Below are 15,688 nucleotides of genomic sequence, written 5' to 3'. Positions count from 1 at the left end.
TCATGGATACGTTCCACGACACGTCTGCGGACATGGCTGCGCTGCGTCGACTGATCGGCGGAGCACGGGTGGTGGCGCTCGGCGAGGGCGCGCACAACATCACAGAGTTCTACGGGCTCAGGGACCTGCTGTTCCGGTTCCTGGTCCGGGAGTGCGGGTTCACCGGGCTGGTCCTGGAGTCCGGTTTCGCCGAGGGGCTGGCCGTCGACGAGTGGATCGACGGCGGGCCGGGACGGGTCGAGACCGTCGCCCGGGACGGCGTCACCTACCGCTTCGGCGAGTGCGAGCCGATGCGGAGGCAACTGCGCTGGATGCGTCGGCGCAACTCCGGCGGGTCGGCGAAGGTCTCCTTCTACGGAATGGACCTGCCGGGCTCGTCCACCTCCCCCGGCCCGGCGGTCCGTGCCTGCCTCGACCGGCTGCCCGCACGCCCGGGCGACGAGGAGTTGCTGCGGCTGAGCGATCTGGGCGACCGGTCGCAGGCAGCGGTCCGTTACGCGGCGTTGTCCTCCTCGGACCGTGCCCGGCTGCTCGACGGCCTTCGCGGACTGGACGAGCGCGCACTCCGCTCCAGCCGGCACAGCGGCCCGGACGACGAGGACGCCGAGATCGCCCTGTGGTGCGCGGCCTCGCTCCAAGCCTTCGTCGCCGAGGCCGACGAGGACGGGACCTCCTCGGAGGGGCCCTATCCGCGGGAGGCGTTCATGGCGCGCAGCGTGGAGTGGATCCTGCGCCGGGAGCGGCGCATCGTGGTGAGCGCCCACAACGCACACGTCCGCCGTACACCGCTGCACGGTCGGCCGACCCTGGGCGGTCTGCTCTCCTCCGAGCTGGGAGCGGACCTCGTCGTCATCGGGATGACGTACGGCTCCGGGCCCGAAGTCACCTTCACCCAGCGGTCGTCGCGTCCGTTCGACTGCGACGTCACGCTCGGGGCGCGGACCCTGACGCCGGAGTCCGTCGAATCGCGGCTCGACCGTCTCGGCCCGGAGGTGACCCTCCTCGATCCGCGCCGCGCGCCCGCCGGGTTCTTCGACGGCGTCGAGGGGACGCTCGCCGGTGGGGAGCTCGACCCCGTCGACGACTTCCCGGCTGCCTACGACGCACTGCTCCACGTCAGGCAGGTGAACCGGATTCCCGGGGCGTTCGAGCGGCTGCGTGCCGAGTTCGCCGCGGCCGCGCGAGCGGGCTTCGAGGCGGCCCCGGATGCAGATGCACCAGCAGATCAGTCCATGCGTCCCCGAGACCTTGACGGTCTCCGGGACACCGAGGAGTCGGAGTCACAGTGAACAGCAGCCCTCCGCCGTATCCGCCCGCGCGGACCGTCGACGCCTTCGAGGACGTCGCGGGCGTCCGGGTGCCGGACCCGTACCGGTGGCTGGAGCCGGAGACCGACGAGGTACAGCGGTGGCAGCGCCGACAGGCCGAACTCGCCACTTCGATCGCCTACGACGGGCAGGACCCTGCGGCCGTACGGAAGCTGATCGAGACCTACGATGCCGGGTCCCGCCCGGCACTGCCGAGGTTCGCGGCGGGCCGCTGGTACCGCGCCGTGAACACACCCGGTGCGGCGGCGCCCAGCGTGGTCGTCGCCGACCGGCCGTTCGGCGCGGGCCGACCCGTGGTCGACCTGACCGCGTTCGGCGACGGGCAGAACCCCGCGTTCCTGTCGTGGCTCGCGCCGTCGCCGAACGGTCGCGTCCTGGCCCTGGGCGTCTGCACCGACGGCAGCGAGCACAACACGGTCCGGCTCATCGAGGTGGACTCGGGGCGCGTACTGGACGGCGCGCCGCGGCAGGTCCTGCACAGCGCGTGGGCCGGTGGCGTGTCGTGGCTGCCCGACAGCAGCGGCTTCTTCTTCCTCGCCCTGACCGGTTCGCCGCATGACTTCCGGCAGGCCGTGTACCGTCACCGGCTCGCCACGCGGGACAGCGCGGGCAGCACCGTGGTGGAACCGATCCCCGTCGGTGAGGGCTCCCAGGAGTACACACTCGTGCAGTTCTCGGCCGACGGCCGCTGGGCCGTCGCAAGTCACCGGGTGGGCAGTCCTGTTCCGGTCGCCGTACGCGATCTGTCCCGGCCCGCCACTCCCTGGCGTCCCTTCGTCACCGACTGCGCCGGGACCGTCGCCGGACACATTGTCGGCGACCGCTACATCGCGGTGACCGATGCAGCGGCACCACGCGGGCGCGTGGTTGCGCTCCCGCTGGATGCCGCCGACCCCAACGACCCTGCCTCGTGGACGGAGTTGGTACCGGAGGGCGAGACGGTGCTGCGGTCCTTGTCTCCGGTCGGTGACCATCTGTACCTCAGTGAGTTCGACCAGACGTGCGCCCGGGTACGGATCCTCGACCGCTCCGGCGCCGTCACCGGGGAGGTTCCCCTGCCCGGGCAGGGGGCGCTCTCCGCACCGTTCTTCGCCCTGACCGGCCTGGCCGTGGGCTCTCCCCCGGACGACTTCGTCTTCGCCTTCTCCACCCTGACCAGCTCCTGGGGCGTCTATCGGCACCGTCCGGGAGAGGCGGACATCGAGACGCTGTCGGCCCCGGCGGTCACCCTCGACGCCGACGTGACGTTCGAGCGGGCCGTCGCACTCGACGGCGTGGAGATCCCTTACCACGTGGTGCGACCGGCGGGCAGCGACCCGACGCAGCCCGCGCCCACGCTGATCTCCGCGTACGGAGCGGCGAACGTGCCTCTGCTGCCGCAGTACCAGCCCGAGATGGCCGCCTTCGTCGCGGCCGGCGGCGTGCTCGTACAGGCGCATCTGCGCGGGGGCGGCGAGTTCGGCCGCGACTGGTACCTGGCCGCACACCGGGAACGCAAGCACGTGCGCGACCGCGACCTCATCACCGTCGCCGAGCACCTCATCGCCACAGGGCTCACCACACCCGAGCGGCTCGCGCTGACCGGTGGCTCCGACGGCGGTCTCATGTGCGGGATCGCCCTCACGACGCGCCCCGAGCTGTGGTGTGCCGTGCTGCCGATGGCGCCGCTCCTCGACCTCATCGGGGGCACCCGCGATCCCTATCTGGACTTCGTCATCCGCAAGGCGTGGGCGGATCCGGACGATCCTGCGGAAGTACGGCGGCTGCTGCGGCTCTCGCCCTACCAGTTGGTCGGGCCCGGCGTCTTCCCGGCGATCTATCTTCAGGCCGGGGCGACCGATCCGCGGTGTCCTCCCTGGCATGCCCGCAAGTTCGCCGCCCGCCTGCAGGCGGCACAGGAAGGGGACGCGCCGATCCTCCTGCACGTCTTCGACAACGCCGGGCACGGTGCGGCGACGTCGTACGAGGTCGCGACCGCACAGGACGCCGAGTGGCTGGCCTTTCTGATCAGGACACTCGGTCTGGGCCGTCAGGAAGCTTCCGGATGAGCGGGCGGGACGGCCTGTCCGCTCATCCGCCGTCCGGGGCGGACCTGAGCGACATCAGGTGCAACTGCAGCATGGCCGAGAGACGTGCGGACGGATCATCGAGGTCGACCCGGCCGACCTCCGCCGCGCGCCGAAGCCGGTAGCGGAACGTGTTGGGGTGCACGAACATCGAGGCGGCGGCCGTGGCGACATCGCCGAAGGCGTCGAGCCAACTCCGCAGCGTCTCGGCCAGGTTGGTCTCGTGGATCTCGTCGTAGGCGATGACGCGTGCGACGGCGCCGCTGGGCAGGTCCCCGCGCGGGACGAGGTCGGCGAGCTCCAGCAGCAGTGCCTCGACGTGGACGTCGTCCAGGCGGGCGACCGGCTGCCCGGTGGTTCCCGAGCGCAGGACGCGCGACGCCCGTTCGGCTCCGGTACGCGACCGGGCCAGCGCCGCGCTGTCCTCGGCGTACGGCCCTACGCCGATCACGGGGCGCAGCCGGGAGCCCACGCGGGCCAGGAACTCGGTGGCGATACGGGCCGCCCGTTCCTCGGCGTCGTGCCGGTTCTGCGGAAGAAGGGGCAGGATGCCGTACGCGATGTCGCCGATCAGCGCCGCGGTGGCGCGCGGGTGCAGCGCGGCCAGATGCATGGCGAACGCGTCAGTGAGGCGTTTGCGTTCGGTGGCGGTACGGGCGGGCAGCCGGTGTTCATTCGCCGCGTCGACGACGGTGAGTGCGAGAACGACGGCGGGCTCGTCCTTCAGCCCGAGGCGGCGGATCGCCTCGGGTGATCCGGGGCCGCTCTCCAGTGCGGTGGCCAGCAGCTCCGCGCGCTGCCGCCTTTCCATGTCCGCGTCCGCGCGCTGCCACACCATGTGCATCGCGACCAGCTTGGACGCCTCGTAGAGCGCTTCGCTGCGGTCCTCGCTCAGCGGCTCGGCGACGACCACCCAGATCGCGCCGAGGATCTCGTCCCCGGCGCGCACGGCGATCGCCGCGCGCGGCAGTTCGGGCGGCTGTGTCGTGTCGCCCGACTCGGGGAGAGACGCGACGAAGACGGGGCGGTCGCTGCGGTAGATCGCCTGGAACACCCCGCGTTCCTCAAGGATGCGCGTGTAGTGCTCGGGGACCTGTCGGCCCAGGATCGTCTGGACCCGCGAGGGGTCGATGTCCTCCTGCCGGCTGGAGAAAGCCAGCAGGCGCGAGTTGCGGTCCTCGATGGTGACGGGCGCGTCCAGCAGCGCGGCAATCGCGTTGGCGACCGCGAAGAGGTCGCCGGACTCGATCCGGTCGGCCGTGTGACCGTCTCTTTCCTGCCGGTTGCTGTCGGTCGTCAGCGTCCGGAGCATCCCCGCCAGGTGCGTCCAGGAGGCGCCGCGGGCGAAGGAGAGCACGGCCACGCCCGACGCCTCGGCCGCAACGATCAGCGCCTCGTCGGCGGTGAGGGGCGCGCGTACCACCAGGGCGGCGGCGCCGCGCTGCCCCAGTCGGGTGACGACTCGGGCGATGTCGGAGAGGTCGTACAGGGCTACGCCCAGTACCAGTGCGTTGTCCGGGAGTTCCGGCTCGTCGAGTGGGTCGTGGATGACGACGCCGCCGATGCCGTCGGCGCGTTCTACGTCACCGCAGACCACGTCGAGCAGGGTGGAACCGAGTTCCTCCAGGACACGCGCGAGGCTCGCTCGCGGAAGGCTGGTCACGGGAATGAGCACGGGGCCGAAACTAGCCCGGCCCACCTGCATCGGAATTGGTCGCGCATGACGTAATGATGCCAGCCCGTTCGTCCGGACGGACGAACGGGCCGGCCCGGTGGGGGCCTCAGGGGACGGGCAACCAGGTCGTCGAGTCCGTCACCTCGTCCAGAAGCTCCGGGACGGGGGTGACGCCGAGGCCAGGCCCGGTCGGCACGGCGAGATGTCCGTCCACGAGGTGGAACGGTGCGGTGATGTCGGTCCGGTAGTAGCGGTCGGAGGCCGAGGTGTCGCCGGGCAGCACGAACCCGGGCAGTGCGGCAAGCGCCACATTGGCGGCGCGGCCCAGTCCCGTCTCGAGCATGCCGCCGCACCAGACGGGGACGCCGTGCGCCGCGCAGACGTCGTGGATCCGCCGCGCCTCCAGATAGCCGCCGACGCGGCCCGGCTTGATGTTGACCACGTGGCAGGCGCCGAGCACGAGCGCGTCGGCGGCGGCGCGGGCGGAGACGACCGACTCGTCGAGGCAGATCGGGGTGGTGATGCGCTTCGCGAGTTCCGCGTGGCCGAGGAGGTCGTCCTCCGCGAGAGGCTGTTCCAGCATCAGGAGGGCGAACGGGTCGAGCCGGGCCAGATGGCGGGCGTCGCCACGGCGATAGGCGGCGTTGGCGTCCACCTGCAGCAGGATGTCGCCGAACCGTTCGCGGACGGCGCGCACCGGCTCGATGTCCCAGCCTGGTTCGATCTTCAGCTTGATCCGCAGATAGCCGGCGTCCAGATATCCGGCGACGGCGTCGAGGAGCGCGGGGATCGACTCCGTGATCCCCACCGACACCCCGCACGGCACTCTGTCGCGGACCGCGCCGAGGGCGTGTGCGAGGGGCACCCCCCGGGCCCGGAGGTCCGCGTCCAGCACCGCCGTCTCCAGGGCGGCCTTGGCCATGCGGTGCCCCTTGAACACGGCCAGAGCCGGGGCGACCTGGTGGGCGTCGAGGTCGGCCACCCCGGCGAGCGCCGGGACCAGGAAGCGGCTGAGGACGTCCGCGGCGGCGTGCGTGTACTGCGACGAGTACTGAGGAGCGGTGCCCGCGCCGCACTCGCCCCAGCCCTCGGCCTCGTCGGTGACGACGCGCACCAGGAGGGCCTCCCGCACGGTCTCGGTGCCGAACGAGGTGCGGAACGGGGATACGAGGGGTGCCTTGATGGTGCGCAGTTCGACTCCGGTGACCTTCACGCTGTCTCCTGTGGCGCTTCGTTGTGGTGTGTTCCGTGCCGGCGCGTGCCGCCGGCGACCTGCGTCGGGCTTCCGCGGTCCACGACGTACCAGCCCGCCGGGTCGAAGCCGCGCACCCGCGCGCCGTCGGCGAGCAGTCCGCCCAGCACGTCCCGTACCGCCGTGCGCCAGCTCACGGCGCACGCCGGGTCGCTCTCGCGCAGTGCCTCGATGTCTTCGGGTACGGCCACCAGTACGGTGCGTGCGTTGCCGCCGGTGCGCCCCACCGACGGCGCGCCCGTGGTGGAGACTCCGAGGGCGACGGTCGCTCCGCGCGACAGGGCGACTTCCGCGTCGGCCGGCCTGGGCCGCCCGGTGCAGACCGACTCGGCCTCCGGAGACGCCAGACGCCACCGCACCAGAATCCGGTCGCTGTCGTCGCTGCGGTTGATCCCGTCGTCGATGGGGCCGTAGAAGTCCGGCAGGTACTCGGCAGGCTCGGCAGCCAGCTTGGCGATGTTGAAGTACGCGTTGCGGCGCACCAAGGGGTCGTACGTCCAGCAGATCTCGCCCACACCCCGCGCCAGCGTCCAGGCCCGCTGGTGCAGTTTCAGGGCGAATCCGACGTTGCGCCGCCGCACGTGGGGCAGCACCCCTGCGATGTGGCTGTGCAGGGCCGCGCGCGCCGGCGGGGAGAAGAACCCGAAGCAGGAGCCGACCAGTTCGTCCCCCACGAAGGCGCCGCTGACGTAACTGCCCGCCTTCGCCAGCGCACGCAGCAGGTCGGCGGTCACCACCGGACTGTTCTCGCCGGTGCGCCAGATCTGCTCGTACAGGCGCCGAACGGCCTCGAGCTCACTGACACTGTCCAGGGAACGGATGCCGATGCCCGCGACGCGCGCGGCGGTCTCAGCCGCGGCGTACGCCGCGTCGACGGGCGGGGATTCGGTGCGGTCGCGCAGGAGATCGGTCACGCAGGTCATGGTTTCAACCCCGGTGCTCGCGCTGCTGGTTCGAGGGCACAGGATGCGGGCTCCCGCTTCGTCCGGCCGGACAGCCGTCCTGTGGTGCCAGGAGGCCGGCCACCAACGCGGTGAGCAATCGGGTCCGCCGCGGCAGCTCCGCGACGAGCAGATGTTCGTCGTCGGCATGTGCGCCGCCGCCCACCGCTCCCAGGCCGTCGAGGGTGGGGGTGCCGACTCCCGCGGCGAGATTTCCGTCGGAGGCGCCGCCGACGGCCACCTGCGTGAGCGGGCCGAGCCCGAGGTCCGTCGCGAGCCGGCACGCCCGGGCAAAGAGATCCTTCGATGCGGTGGCCTGCAAGGGCGGCCGGTTCGGACCACCCGTGACCTCCACGGCTGCGCCGGCCAGCCGGGCCCGCAGGTCGCGCATCGCCCGGTCCACACGGTGCTGCTCCGCCGCGTCCCGTACGCGGACGTCGACGTCGAAGCGTGCCGAGGCGGGGACGGTGTTGCTCGTGGTGCCCGCCTCCAGGCGGGTCGGCGTGACAGTCGTGCCGTGTGCCGCATCGCCCAGTGCGGCCACGGCCAGGATCTGGTGGGCGGCCTCGATCGTCGCGTTCACGCCGCGCTCCGGCTCAAGGCCGGAGTGGGCGGCACGTCCTCGAACCAGCACTTCGTAGCGCGACACCCCTTTGCGTTCCGTCTTCAGGGCCCCACCCGGTCCGGCGGCCTCCAGTACGAGGGCGGCAGCGTGGGAGCGGGCCTCACCCTCGATGAGCTCCCGGGACGAGGGCGAACCCGGCTCCTCGTCACCGGTGATGAGGAGGGTGACGCCGTCCAGCGGATGCGCGGCCCCGGGTCCGGACACACTCGTCCGTGCCCCCGTGCCGATCAGGTCCGCCAAGGCGTGGAACGCCATCACCAGGCCGGCCTTCATGTCGAAGCAACCGGGTCCACGCAGCACTCCGTCGCGAACCTCGAACGGATGGCTCTTCAACGACCCGACCGGCCACACCGTGTCGTGATGCCCGATGAGCAGCACGCGCGGGGTGTGCCCGAAGCGCCACCGCACATGCGTGCATCCATCGATGACTACCCGCTCCGCCTCGGCCCCGAGGTGACCGGCGCCGATCCGGGCCACCAGCTCGGCGCTGCGGGCGACCGCGGCCAGATCCTCCGAGGGGGACTCGCAGCGCACCAGCCGCTCGACGTCTGCGATCATCGCGGCCGCACGCTCTCGTTCCCGGCTCTCCGGCCGGGCACCGTCCTCCTGTCCAGTGGTTCGATTCACCACGGCGCGGTGTTCTGTCACGGCGGACACCTCCAGTCGACGCATCTGCCCAGCATCGTGAGCTGCGCCGCGGTGGGATCTGTCCGGTCGGCCAATATCGATGTGCTCGATTGGGGTGGGGCGATGAACCGGGCCTCCAGTGCAGTGAACCGGCTCAGGCCTTACCGCCCATTGCCGCGGGGACGGCAAACCATCTGACCCGCGACCCAAAGATCCTGACGACTCATCAGAAAGAGCGTCAAGATGCCTCGGAGAGCGTCATTTCAGCGCCGAGATATCGCCCGTGACCCCAACGGCGCACCTACCGCACACCACTCGAACCTTCAGGTCGGACGGCCTTTGCGGCCGGTTCAAGGATCGCCACGCACTCCACATGATGCGTCATCGGAAACACGTCACTCCTGACTGGGATGACAGAATCTACAGGTCAAGTGCAGTTTTCGAAGGCAGGTGACCTGCTGTTGGGCGCCCGGAGCGTCAAACGAGCGTCACGGCCGATACTCGTTTGACCCGCCAGATCCCACGGCTCGACAAGGAAGTCGCCGGTAGGGTCGAGGCTGATGCCGAGATACTCGGCCCCGTCCGCGGAGGTGATCAGACGCAGACCGCTCGTCCCGGTGGGATCGGGAGTCAGGACCGCGGTGAGATCGAAAGTGCGGCTGGCTCCCCCAGTTCAACCGAATCGGGGGAAGTGAGCTGTCCCGTGTGGTGCACGACGGCCCCCGGCAGGGCGAGCCGCCGAGGTCAAGAACGAGGCCGTATGCCGCTTCCGGGGACGCTGGCCGAGCCGCTGTGCGGGCGCTCGCCCGTCTCTGGTGACCACCACGTCGCCCGGCCAGGGCGCGACCTCAGGGTGGATCTCGGTGCCCGAGGCGCCCTCGACGAAGAGGCCGGCCTGTGCGATGGCAAGGAGAGCCTTGTTGCGTGTCCCGACTTCCGGGAAGCCGGGAAATAACCCGATGACCACGTAGGTCACGGGGATGTCCGCCGCCCGGGCCCCGTCGATCGCCCTGCGCAGGCGCGGCAGGTATCCGGAGTCGTCGTCAGCGATGTCCACGACGGCCTGCTGAACGTCCATCACGAGAAGGGCATGGCTCAAGTAGCCTCCACTACAGAGTCGTTGGGCGTTGGAACGGGACGGGTCCTGATGGTCGGACCCCATGCGGGCTCGGGCATGGTGACTGCTTCGGAAGGTGCGCAGGTCGGCAGGTCTGAGCGTGGGCTGCGGCCATTTCACGCTGGTCGCCTTGCGCACCACGCCGACGCTCATCCCGGCGGCGCGGAAATCAAGCGAGAGTTCACAGGAAGTCCGGGTGCCGAGTGTCACCCGGCATTCGGCCGATCTCACTCAGACGGCGGCTGAACTCCGCGTGCGCTTCCCGCATCTCGTCCTTGCGGTGTGCTCGGTAGAGCGGGCCGGCGTACCCGTCAGGAACGTTGCATTCGCTCGGAAAGCGCTCATGGGAACTCAGTTGTCCCCAGGCGACCTTGGGCTGATCGTAACCGTGCTGCCGACGCAGCTCGGCGATGCGGCGACCGGTCGCGTCGAACCACATGCTCTCCTCGTTTCGCTGTAGAACGGGGAACCTGGAGTCGTACATGGTCACTAATGCGTCCGCGCTGATACCAAGCCAGACTGCGACGAGGGCATCTATTTCGACAAGGGCCGCCCTGCGTGCGAACTCCGTACGGAGGGGGACGTCGCTGTTCCAGGTGGGGCCTACACCTTCGGTGAGTGGAGGCGTGGATTCGGGCCAGTGCGCGGAGGCGGCCCAGGCATCCTGGCGCCAGGAAGAGTCGTACAGCTCTTCCCAGAGGGGAGCATAAGCGTTGGTCTGGCAGTTCAGCCGGAGAGTACGCAGGAGCAGCGCTGATTCCAAGGGGTGTTCCGGTGAGGGCGCAGGCATGTCCCCGACGGCGGAGGTGTCCAGACGGAGGCGGCCTGATCTGCGGAGGAAGTCGTCCAAGGGAAGCGAAGCAAAGAACCCTGCTGTGAGTACCGTCAGTCGCGGCGACGGCAGTGCGGCGCTGCGCATCGTGTGGAGGTGGTTCGCCCCTGGCGGGACGAGTGCAGCATGCAGACTCCGCTCCGTGTCGGGGGAGATCAAGGCTCGCCATGCCACTCGATAGAACTCCGAGCATGGCCGTGTGCTCGCTGCTCGGAGCACTGTTTCGGCGGCCTTGTCGCGGTCTCCCCCTTGCGATTCGAGATCGGTCGCACTGACATCGGCATGCGCCGCCAGGACAGCTACCGGATCACCCAGGAGCTGAGTGAGCCGGTCGTGGTCCACCCAGCGGTCCTGGGCGCTGAGATACCGTGCGGGGGGCCCGGTAGGACGGTAGTTCGTGCGCGGCACAGCGTCCGCCGCAAGGCGCAGATGATTCCAGCTCTCGCTCTCGTGCACGCCTCTTGCTCTACCCTCCGGCGGCTGCTTGTGGAACGGCGTAGCAGCGCTGATGAACGAGCCCTGAAGGATGACGTCCTGCCAGCCTTCGACCGGTCCCGGGTACCGATCGAAGAAACCCGCTGCACGGCCGTTCGTCTCATGAAAGCCGGCGGTGATGCGAGGGCTGAGGTCGGCGAGCCGGTGCGGCCAATTCGTGAGCGCGGCGACGGCCGACTCCTCAGCTCGACTGGAATGTCCATGCAGCGGCTGCGCCCCCTGGTCGCGCAACTGCGCGCGGGTCTCCGCGTCTGTCGAGTAGACGACTGTGCCCATCAAGCCGCGGGTGAGCAGAACCTTGTAAGCGGTGCGGATCAGCCGGTCCGTTTCAGCGTCCGAAACGGACCGGCTGAACACTGGGTCCTTGGACGACGTGCGGTCCGTGACGAAGCGGTCCCCCCGCCAGACCAAGTCGGGGCCGAGGACGACTCCACTCCAGTCGTACTCGAAGCCCTGCGCCGTGTAGATGACGCCCATCTGTCCGAAGCCGGCCGGATCGGTAGCCCACAGGGCGGAAGGCGGTGCCCCGGAAACGGAGCGATCGCCCCTAAGGGTCCATGGACGGGCCCAGTCACCGATCACCACGTCCAAGGGAAGCGGGTCACCCGGCTTGGGCTCTGACGACCACCTCCAGCAGTAGCCCGCGGTCATGCGGGCGCTGTGTCCCTCGGATCGGCGAGCCGCAAGGAACGCCTCCATCTCCTCCGGGCTTTCCGCGACCAGAAGTTGCATCCGGCCGTCCGGCTCCCAGCGCGCCGGACCGCCCGGCTCCAACTCAAGGAGCCTCACCACCCAGTTCAGATATGCGGCGCTGCCGCCACAGCCGAACTGGCCCCCTAGCGGTACCACGCGGACAGGCAGGCCCTTCCTTTGGGCAGCCGCCGTGATCGCGGCCACGGTGCCCATCTCGCCCGGGCGGACGACTTGATGTTCGTCGAGGAAGAAGACAGGCACACTGGCGACATCGATGAGTTCGTCGACCTGGGCCCTGCCGGTCCGATGCGCGGCAGGGGTGTAACGGTTGGCCGAGGTTTCCCGAATGCGGTGGGCCTCGTCGCAGATCAGGACACCCAGACTGTTCTTCTCGGCGGTCATGAAGCTGTTGAAGTACTTGAACAGGTCCTGGACCTCCCGCTTCCGGGCTCCAGCGACCTTCCTCATCGTCTTGGTGAATGCCTGCGACCCTGTGGCATGCAACACTGGGACGCCGCGCCGGTACAGCTCGCCGAGCAACTGGAGAGCAATCACACTCTTGCCGGTGCCGGGCCCGCCCGTGACGATGACGACTTCCTTGCGGTCGGCGTCCTTCGCCTTCTCCACGGCGTTGAGTACCAAGCGGTACGCGACCTGCTGCTCGTCCAGAAGCATGAACTGTTGCCGGTCCCTTACCTCTTGCGCCGCGACGGCCATGAGTCGGTCGGAACGGACGGAAGTGGCCTGGAGGAGTTCGTCGGCCGCGCGTTCTCCTGCCCGGCTGTCGCTGAACCTCGCACGCAGATGGTCGAGGAACTCCCTGCGTCTTTCACCAGTGAACAAGTGGACCCGGGCATCACGTTCGAGCTCACGCAACCCGCTCAGGCCCGCTTCGGTGGCTCTGGGCAGGTAGGCGACTCCACTGACGCGTTCCGGGTTCCGGGACAGCGTTCTGGTGACCCGGATCAGGTACTCGCGGTAGCGCCGTACCTGTTCGACGGGATTGAGGACTGGACGCGAGGTGGCATCCCCGTAACACAGGACCGGATCGTCCTCATCGAGTGTGGCCCGGGTCCACGGCTTCAGCTCGACGAGCACATAGGAGGGAGCCGAATGGACGGGGTGCAAGCCTGCCAGGACCACGGAGACGTGGAAGCTGCTCATCGGAAGTCCGTACTCGATCAGCATCTCGACCTCGCCGAGACCCACGTCCATGAGCGCGGCTGCCAGCTCTGGAAGATCTTGTTCCCACGCGCGGACCCGGGCAGCGGTCGGTCGTCTCCCCAAGGCACTCACGTGCTGTTCGATGAGGAGCAGGATCAGCGACCCCCGCAGAGCGTCCGCCGCGACGACGCGAGCGGGTGCCCGGAACAGCGCGGCCCCGCCCAACGCGGCGGAGGTCTCCTGGCCACCGATATCCGAGCCCGCTACGCTCGATGCCGTAGGACTCGGTGCGCTATCGGTGCGGGGGCCTGCCAGCGCTGCGAAAGGCAACGCCTCCTCGGAGATCCGGTGGGTGCCCGCCACATCGGGCACAAGGACCGAGAAGTCCGGCAGCCTGCCCAGATAGGGCGCGAGGGCGCGGCCTACGGCCACGGTCACCTCGTGGGTCTGCGCCCTGCTCAGCCCGGTGGCCAAAAGCTCGCGCACACCGGGGCGGAAGGTGTAGAGGTCGTGCTCGCGTAGCGTCTCCGGGAGCTCCTGCGTGTCGGCCGCGTCGTCCCGGCGCTGGAGCAAACCTCCGAGCAGCACTTCCGCCACGTGCGTGGACGTGGCCTCGGGCAGGGTGGCGGTGCGCACGAGCTGCATGACGAGCGGGCTGAGCGTCGTGATGGCCGAGAGCCTGACTGCGAGACTGTAGGCCTGTGGGGAGAAGGATCCGCGGAAGGCGGCGATCAGCTTGTCCGGCGGCGCACTCTCATCTGCGGTCACCGGTTCTGCCGGCGGGCTGGCACCCGGGGACCCCAGCAGGGCGGATTCGATCATTTGTGAAGCGGTAGGCCGAGTCATCAGCTGCGCCCACGAGGCGAGCGACGACGGTGACAGTGCTACGACCGGCAGCGGCACACGGCCAGGGCCGAGTTGCAGGCACTCCCCCGTCACGGGGTCGAGCATGGACAACTCGCGTATCGCCGGGAACCGCTGGGTTGCCCTGAGGAGGCACGGCTGCGGCTGGAACCCTGTGGCGCGCCAGAGTCGCTGGGGCAGGGGTGTCAGGACAGTGACCGGTCCGCGTGCCCCCAGGGCTGCGACGGCGTTGGCCATGGCCGAGCTCGCCCAGGCCCGATGAACACCGTCCGTCAACAGGAAGACGACGGAGGGGCCGACGCTCCGCACACGGTGCCGCCGGACCAGCTCTTCCGGCGTGAACTTACGGATCTCAACGGTGCGGAAGACCCCACTGCGCTCCACTAGACGGCCGACTTCCGACAGCAGCGATCGCCACACGCGCATGGACGGGGAGTCGTCGATCAGAAAAACAGCGGTGTTCTGTAGCTCACTGGTAGGGCGGAGCACCACATCGAAGATGTCCGACTCCGCGGCGAGCCGGACCGTGGCCTCCACATCAACGACGGTACGACGCGGATGCTCCCGGTGTTCACGCAGCGGACGCAGTGACCGGACCAGGTGGTTCGCGCCCGGCAGGGCACGAGGCCCAGGGATTCTCAGCGAGTGAGCGGCGGAGCCGGTCGACGGGTCCTGCGGTCTCGTATCCGGGAAGAGCATGTGGCGCTTTCCCGGTGAGGGCGTTCCCGGCTGCTGCCTCTCCCCACCTTCCGGGCCTGTGCCGGACGTCTCCGCCAGGTCGGCCATCTGTTCGGAATCTGAGGCGGGCCCCAAGGAGTCGTCGGCCTGGAGATCGGCCTCCTTTCCCGCCCCCGATCCGGTCGTGCTGAGGACGTCCTTCCTGCTCGCTGCCATGGTTCGGGCCAGCAGGAGAACGTCCAGCAACTCCGCACTGCCGAGTGGGTGGCCGAGGCTGTCCAGGATCCGTCGTAGACGGTCAATCATCCTGGGAAGACCTCGTCAAGACGGTGCATGACAGTGTTGATCAGCTGCTCGCGACTCAGATCGGCTCCCGTCACGCGGAGGTGTACCGCGGCCAGGAGTTGATCGGTAGCGAGCGTCTGTGTGGCCGCTCTCTGCAGGAAGTTCTGGATGAGGTCTTCCGCGTCGGCAAGTGCCTCCTCACCCAGATGGAGTTGGATGATGTCGCGGAGTTTCTGCTCGTCGGGGTCCTGCAGATCGAGGCGTACGCAGCGGCGGAGGAAGGCCGGCGGGAAATCCCTCTCCCCATTACTGGTCATGACGACGATCGGAAAGTGCTGACACGACACCGTGCCGCGGTGGACCTGGACACGCTTCCTGCTTCCGGTGACGAGGACGTTCACGGTCTGCTGCTCCTCGGGTAGCCTCGCGAGTTCGGGAATCTCGAACTCTGCTTCCTCCAGCACCACGAGGAGATCATTGGGGAGATCGATGTCGGCTTTGTCGAGCTCATCGATGAGCAGAACCTGCGGGCGGTCCGGAGTGGCGAGAGCCGTCCCCAACGGGCCGAGCCGCAGATAGTCCCCGATATCCGACTGGTGGCCCCGAGCACGGTGCCGCAGCTTCCTCGGCACGCCGCGTGCCATGCGCCTCTCACGTTCCAGCGACACCTCTCGCAGCCGGCCCACCGCGTCGTAGCGGTAGAGGGCGTCCTCCAGCGTGGAGCGGCTGTTGACCGGCCAGCGAAGTACATTGCCCAATCCCAGGTCCTCAGCGATGGCATGAGCGAGAGAGCTCTTGCCGGTGCCAGGACGCCCGGTGACCAACAACGGACGACGCAGATGCAGTGCGGCATTGACGACCGCCACGTGCTGCGAGCTCAACAGGTACTGCTGAGCCGCCGGAGTCTGCTTCGAGCCCGCGAGGCTCCGCCAGGGGGGTGGAGGGGGCAGGTCTGCCGGGCCGCGGAACACCCACCAGTCCTCGGCTGACTCGCCGGGGACCTGGTCGGATGCAGCGTTGTGCGACACAGTCGCTCTCCTTGACAT

Annotated in this window: 7 protein-coding genes and 3 pseudogenes; 2 read left to right on the top strand and 8 right to left on the bottom strand. The window is 69.3% G+C overall.

The window, feature by feature from the left end; translation table 11 throughout:
• Positions 1-2: 2 nt before the first annotated feature.
• Together GA0115254_RS42560 and GA0115254_RS42555 are read left to right on the top strand one after the other, a co-directional pair.
• The gene (locus GA0115254_RS42560; RefSeq protein WP_093900602.1) at positions 3-1,289 is read left to right on the top strand and encodes an erythromycin esterase family protein; all 1,287 of its coding nucleotides are present in this window, start codon (positions 3-5) and stop codon (positions 1,287-1,289) included.
• On the top strand, positions 1,286-3,376 hold the full coding sequence (locus GA0115254_RS42555; protein ID WP_093900601.1) for a prolyl oligopeptidase family serine peptidase: 2,091 nt from the start codon (positions 1,286-1,288) through the stop codon (positions 3,374-3,376). The genes GA0115254_RS42560 and GA0115254_RS42555 overlap by 4 nt, the downstream gene beginning before the upstream one ends.
• 22 nt (positions 3,377-3,398) lie before the next feature.
• Here GA0115254_RS42555 and GA0115254_RS42550 read toward each other — a convergent pair whose 3' ends face one another.
• The 8 genes and pseudogenes from GA0115254_RS42550 to GA0115254_RS42520 all read right to left on the bottom strand — a co-directional run bounded on the left by GA0115254_RS42550 (position 3,399) and on the right by GA0115254_RS42520 (position 15,688).
• Complete coding sequence (locus GA0115254_RS42550; protein WP_093900630.1) at positions 3,399-5,057, bottom strand: PucR family transcriptional regulator; 1,659 nt, start codon at positions 5,055-5,057, stop codon at positions 3,399-3,401.
• Between the two features lie 118 nt (positions 5,058-5,175).
• Positions 5,176-6,282 (bottom strand): o-succinylbenzoate synthase, encoded by a 1,107-nt coding sequence (gene menC / locus GA0115254_RS42545; RefSeq protein ID WP_093900600.1) that lies wholly within the window; start codon positions 6,280-6,282, stop codon positions 5,176-5,178.
• On the bottom strand, positions 6,279-7,235 hold the full coding sequence (locus GA0115254_RS42540) for a GNAT family N-acetyltransferase (RefSeq protein ID WP_218105630.1): 957 nt from the start codon (positions 7,233-7,235) through the stop codon (positions 6,279-6,281). The genes menC and GA0115254_RS42540 overlap by 4 nt, the downstream gene beginning before the upstream one ends.
• 13 nt (positions 7,236-7,248) lie before the next feature.
• Complete coding sequence (locus tag GA0115254_RS42535) at positions 7,249-8,445, bottom strand: M20 family metallopeptidase (RefSeq protein WP_093900599.1); 1,197 nt, start codon at positions 8,443-8,445, stop codon at positions 7,249-7,251.
• Positions 8,446-9,325: 880 nt separating this feature from the next.
• Positions 9,326-9,613: pseudogene (locus GA0115254_RS42530) on the bottom strand (cysteine hydrolase family protein); the annotation flags it as partial.
• Positions 9,614-11,180: 1,567 nt separating this feature from the next.
• Positions 11,181-13,025 (bottom strand): annotated as a pseudogene (locus GA0115254_RS47145) (DUF2075 domain-containing protein); the annotation flags it as partial.
• Positions 13,026-13,223: 198 nt separating this feature from the next.
• Positions 13,224-14,663, bottom strand: a pseudogene (locus GA0115254_RS47310) (SAV_2336 N-terminal domain-related protein); the annotation flags it as partial.
• Complete coding sequence (locus tag GA0115254_RS42520; protein WP_093900597.1) at positions 14,660-15,688, bottom strand: AAA family ATPase; 1,029 nt, start codon at positions 15,686-15,688, stop codon at positions 14,660-14,662. The gene GA0115254_RS42520 and the pseudogene GA0115254_RS47310, both read right to left, overlap by 4 nt.

Origin of the sequence: Streptomyces sp. Ncost-T10-10d (assembly GCF_900091955.1) — a bacterium.
GTDB lineage: Bacteria > Actinomycetota > Actinomycetes > Streptomycetales > Streptomycetaceae > Streptomyces.
Note: the sequence above shows the minus strand (reverse complement) of the source record. Positions and strands in the feature narration are given on the sequence as shown.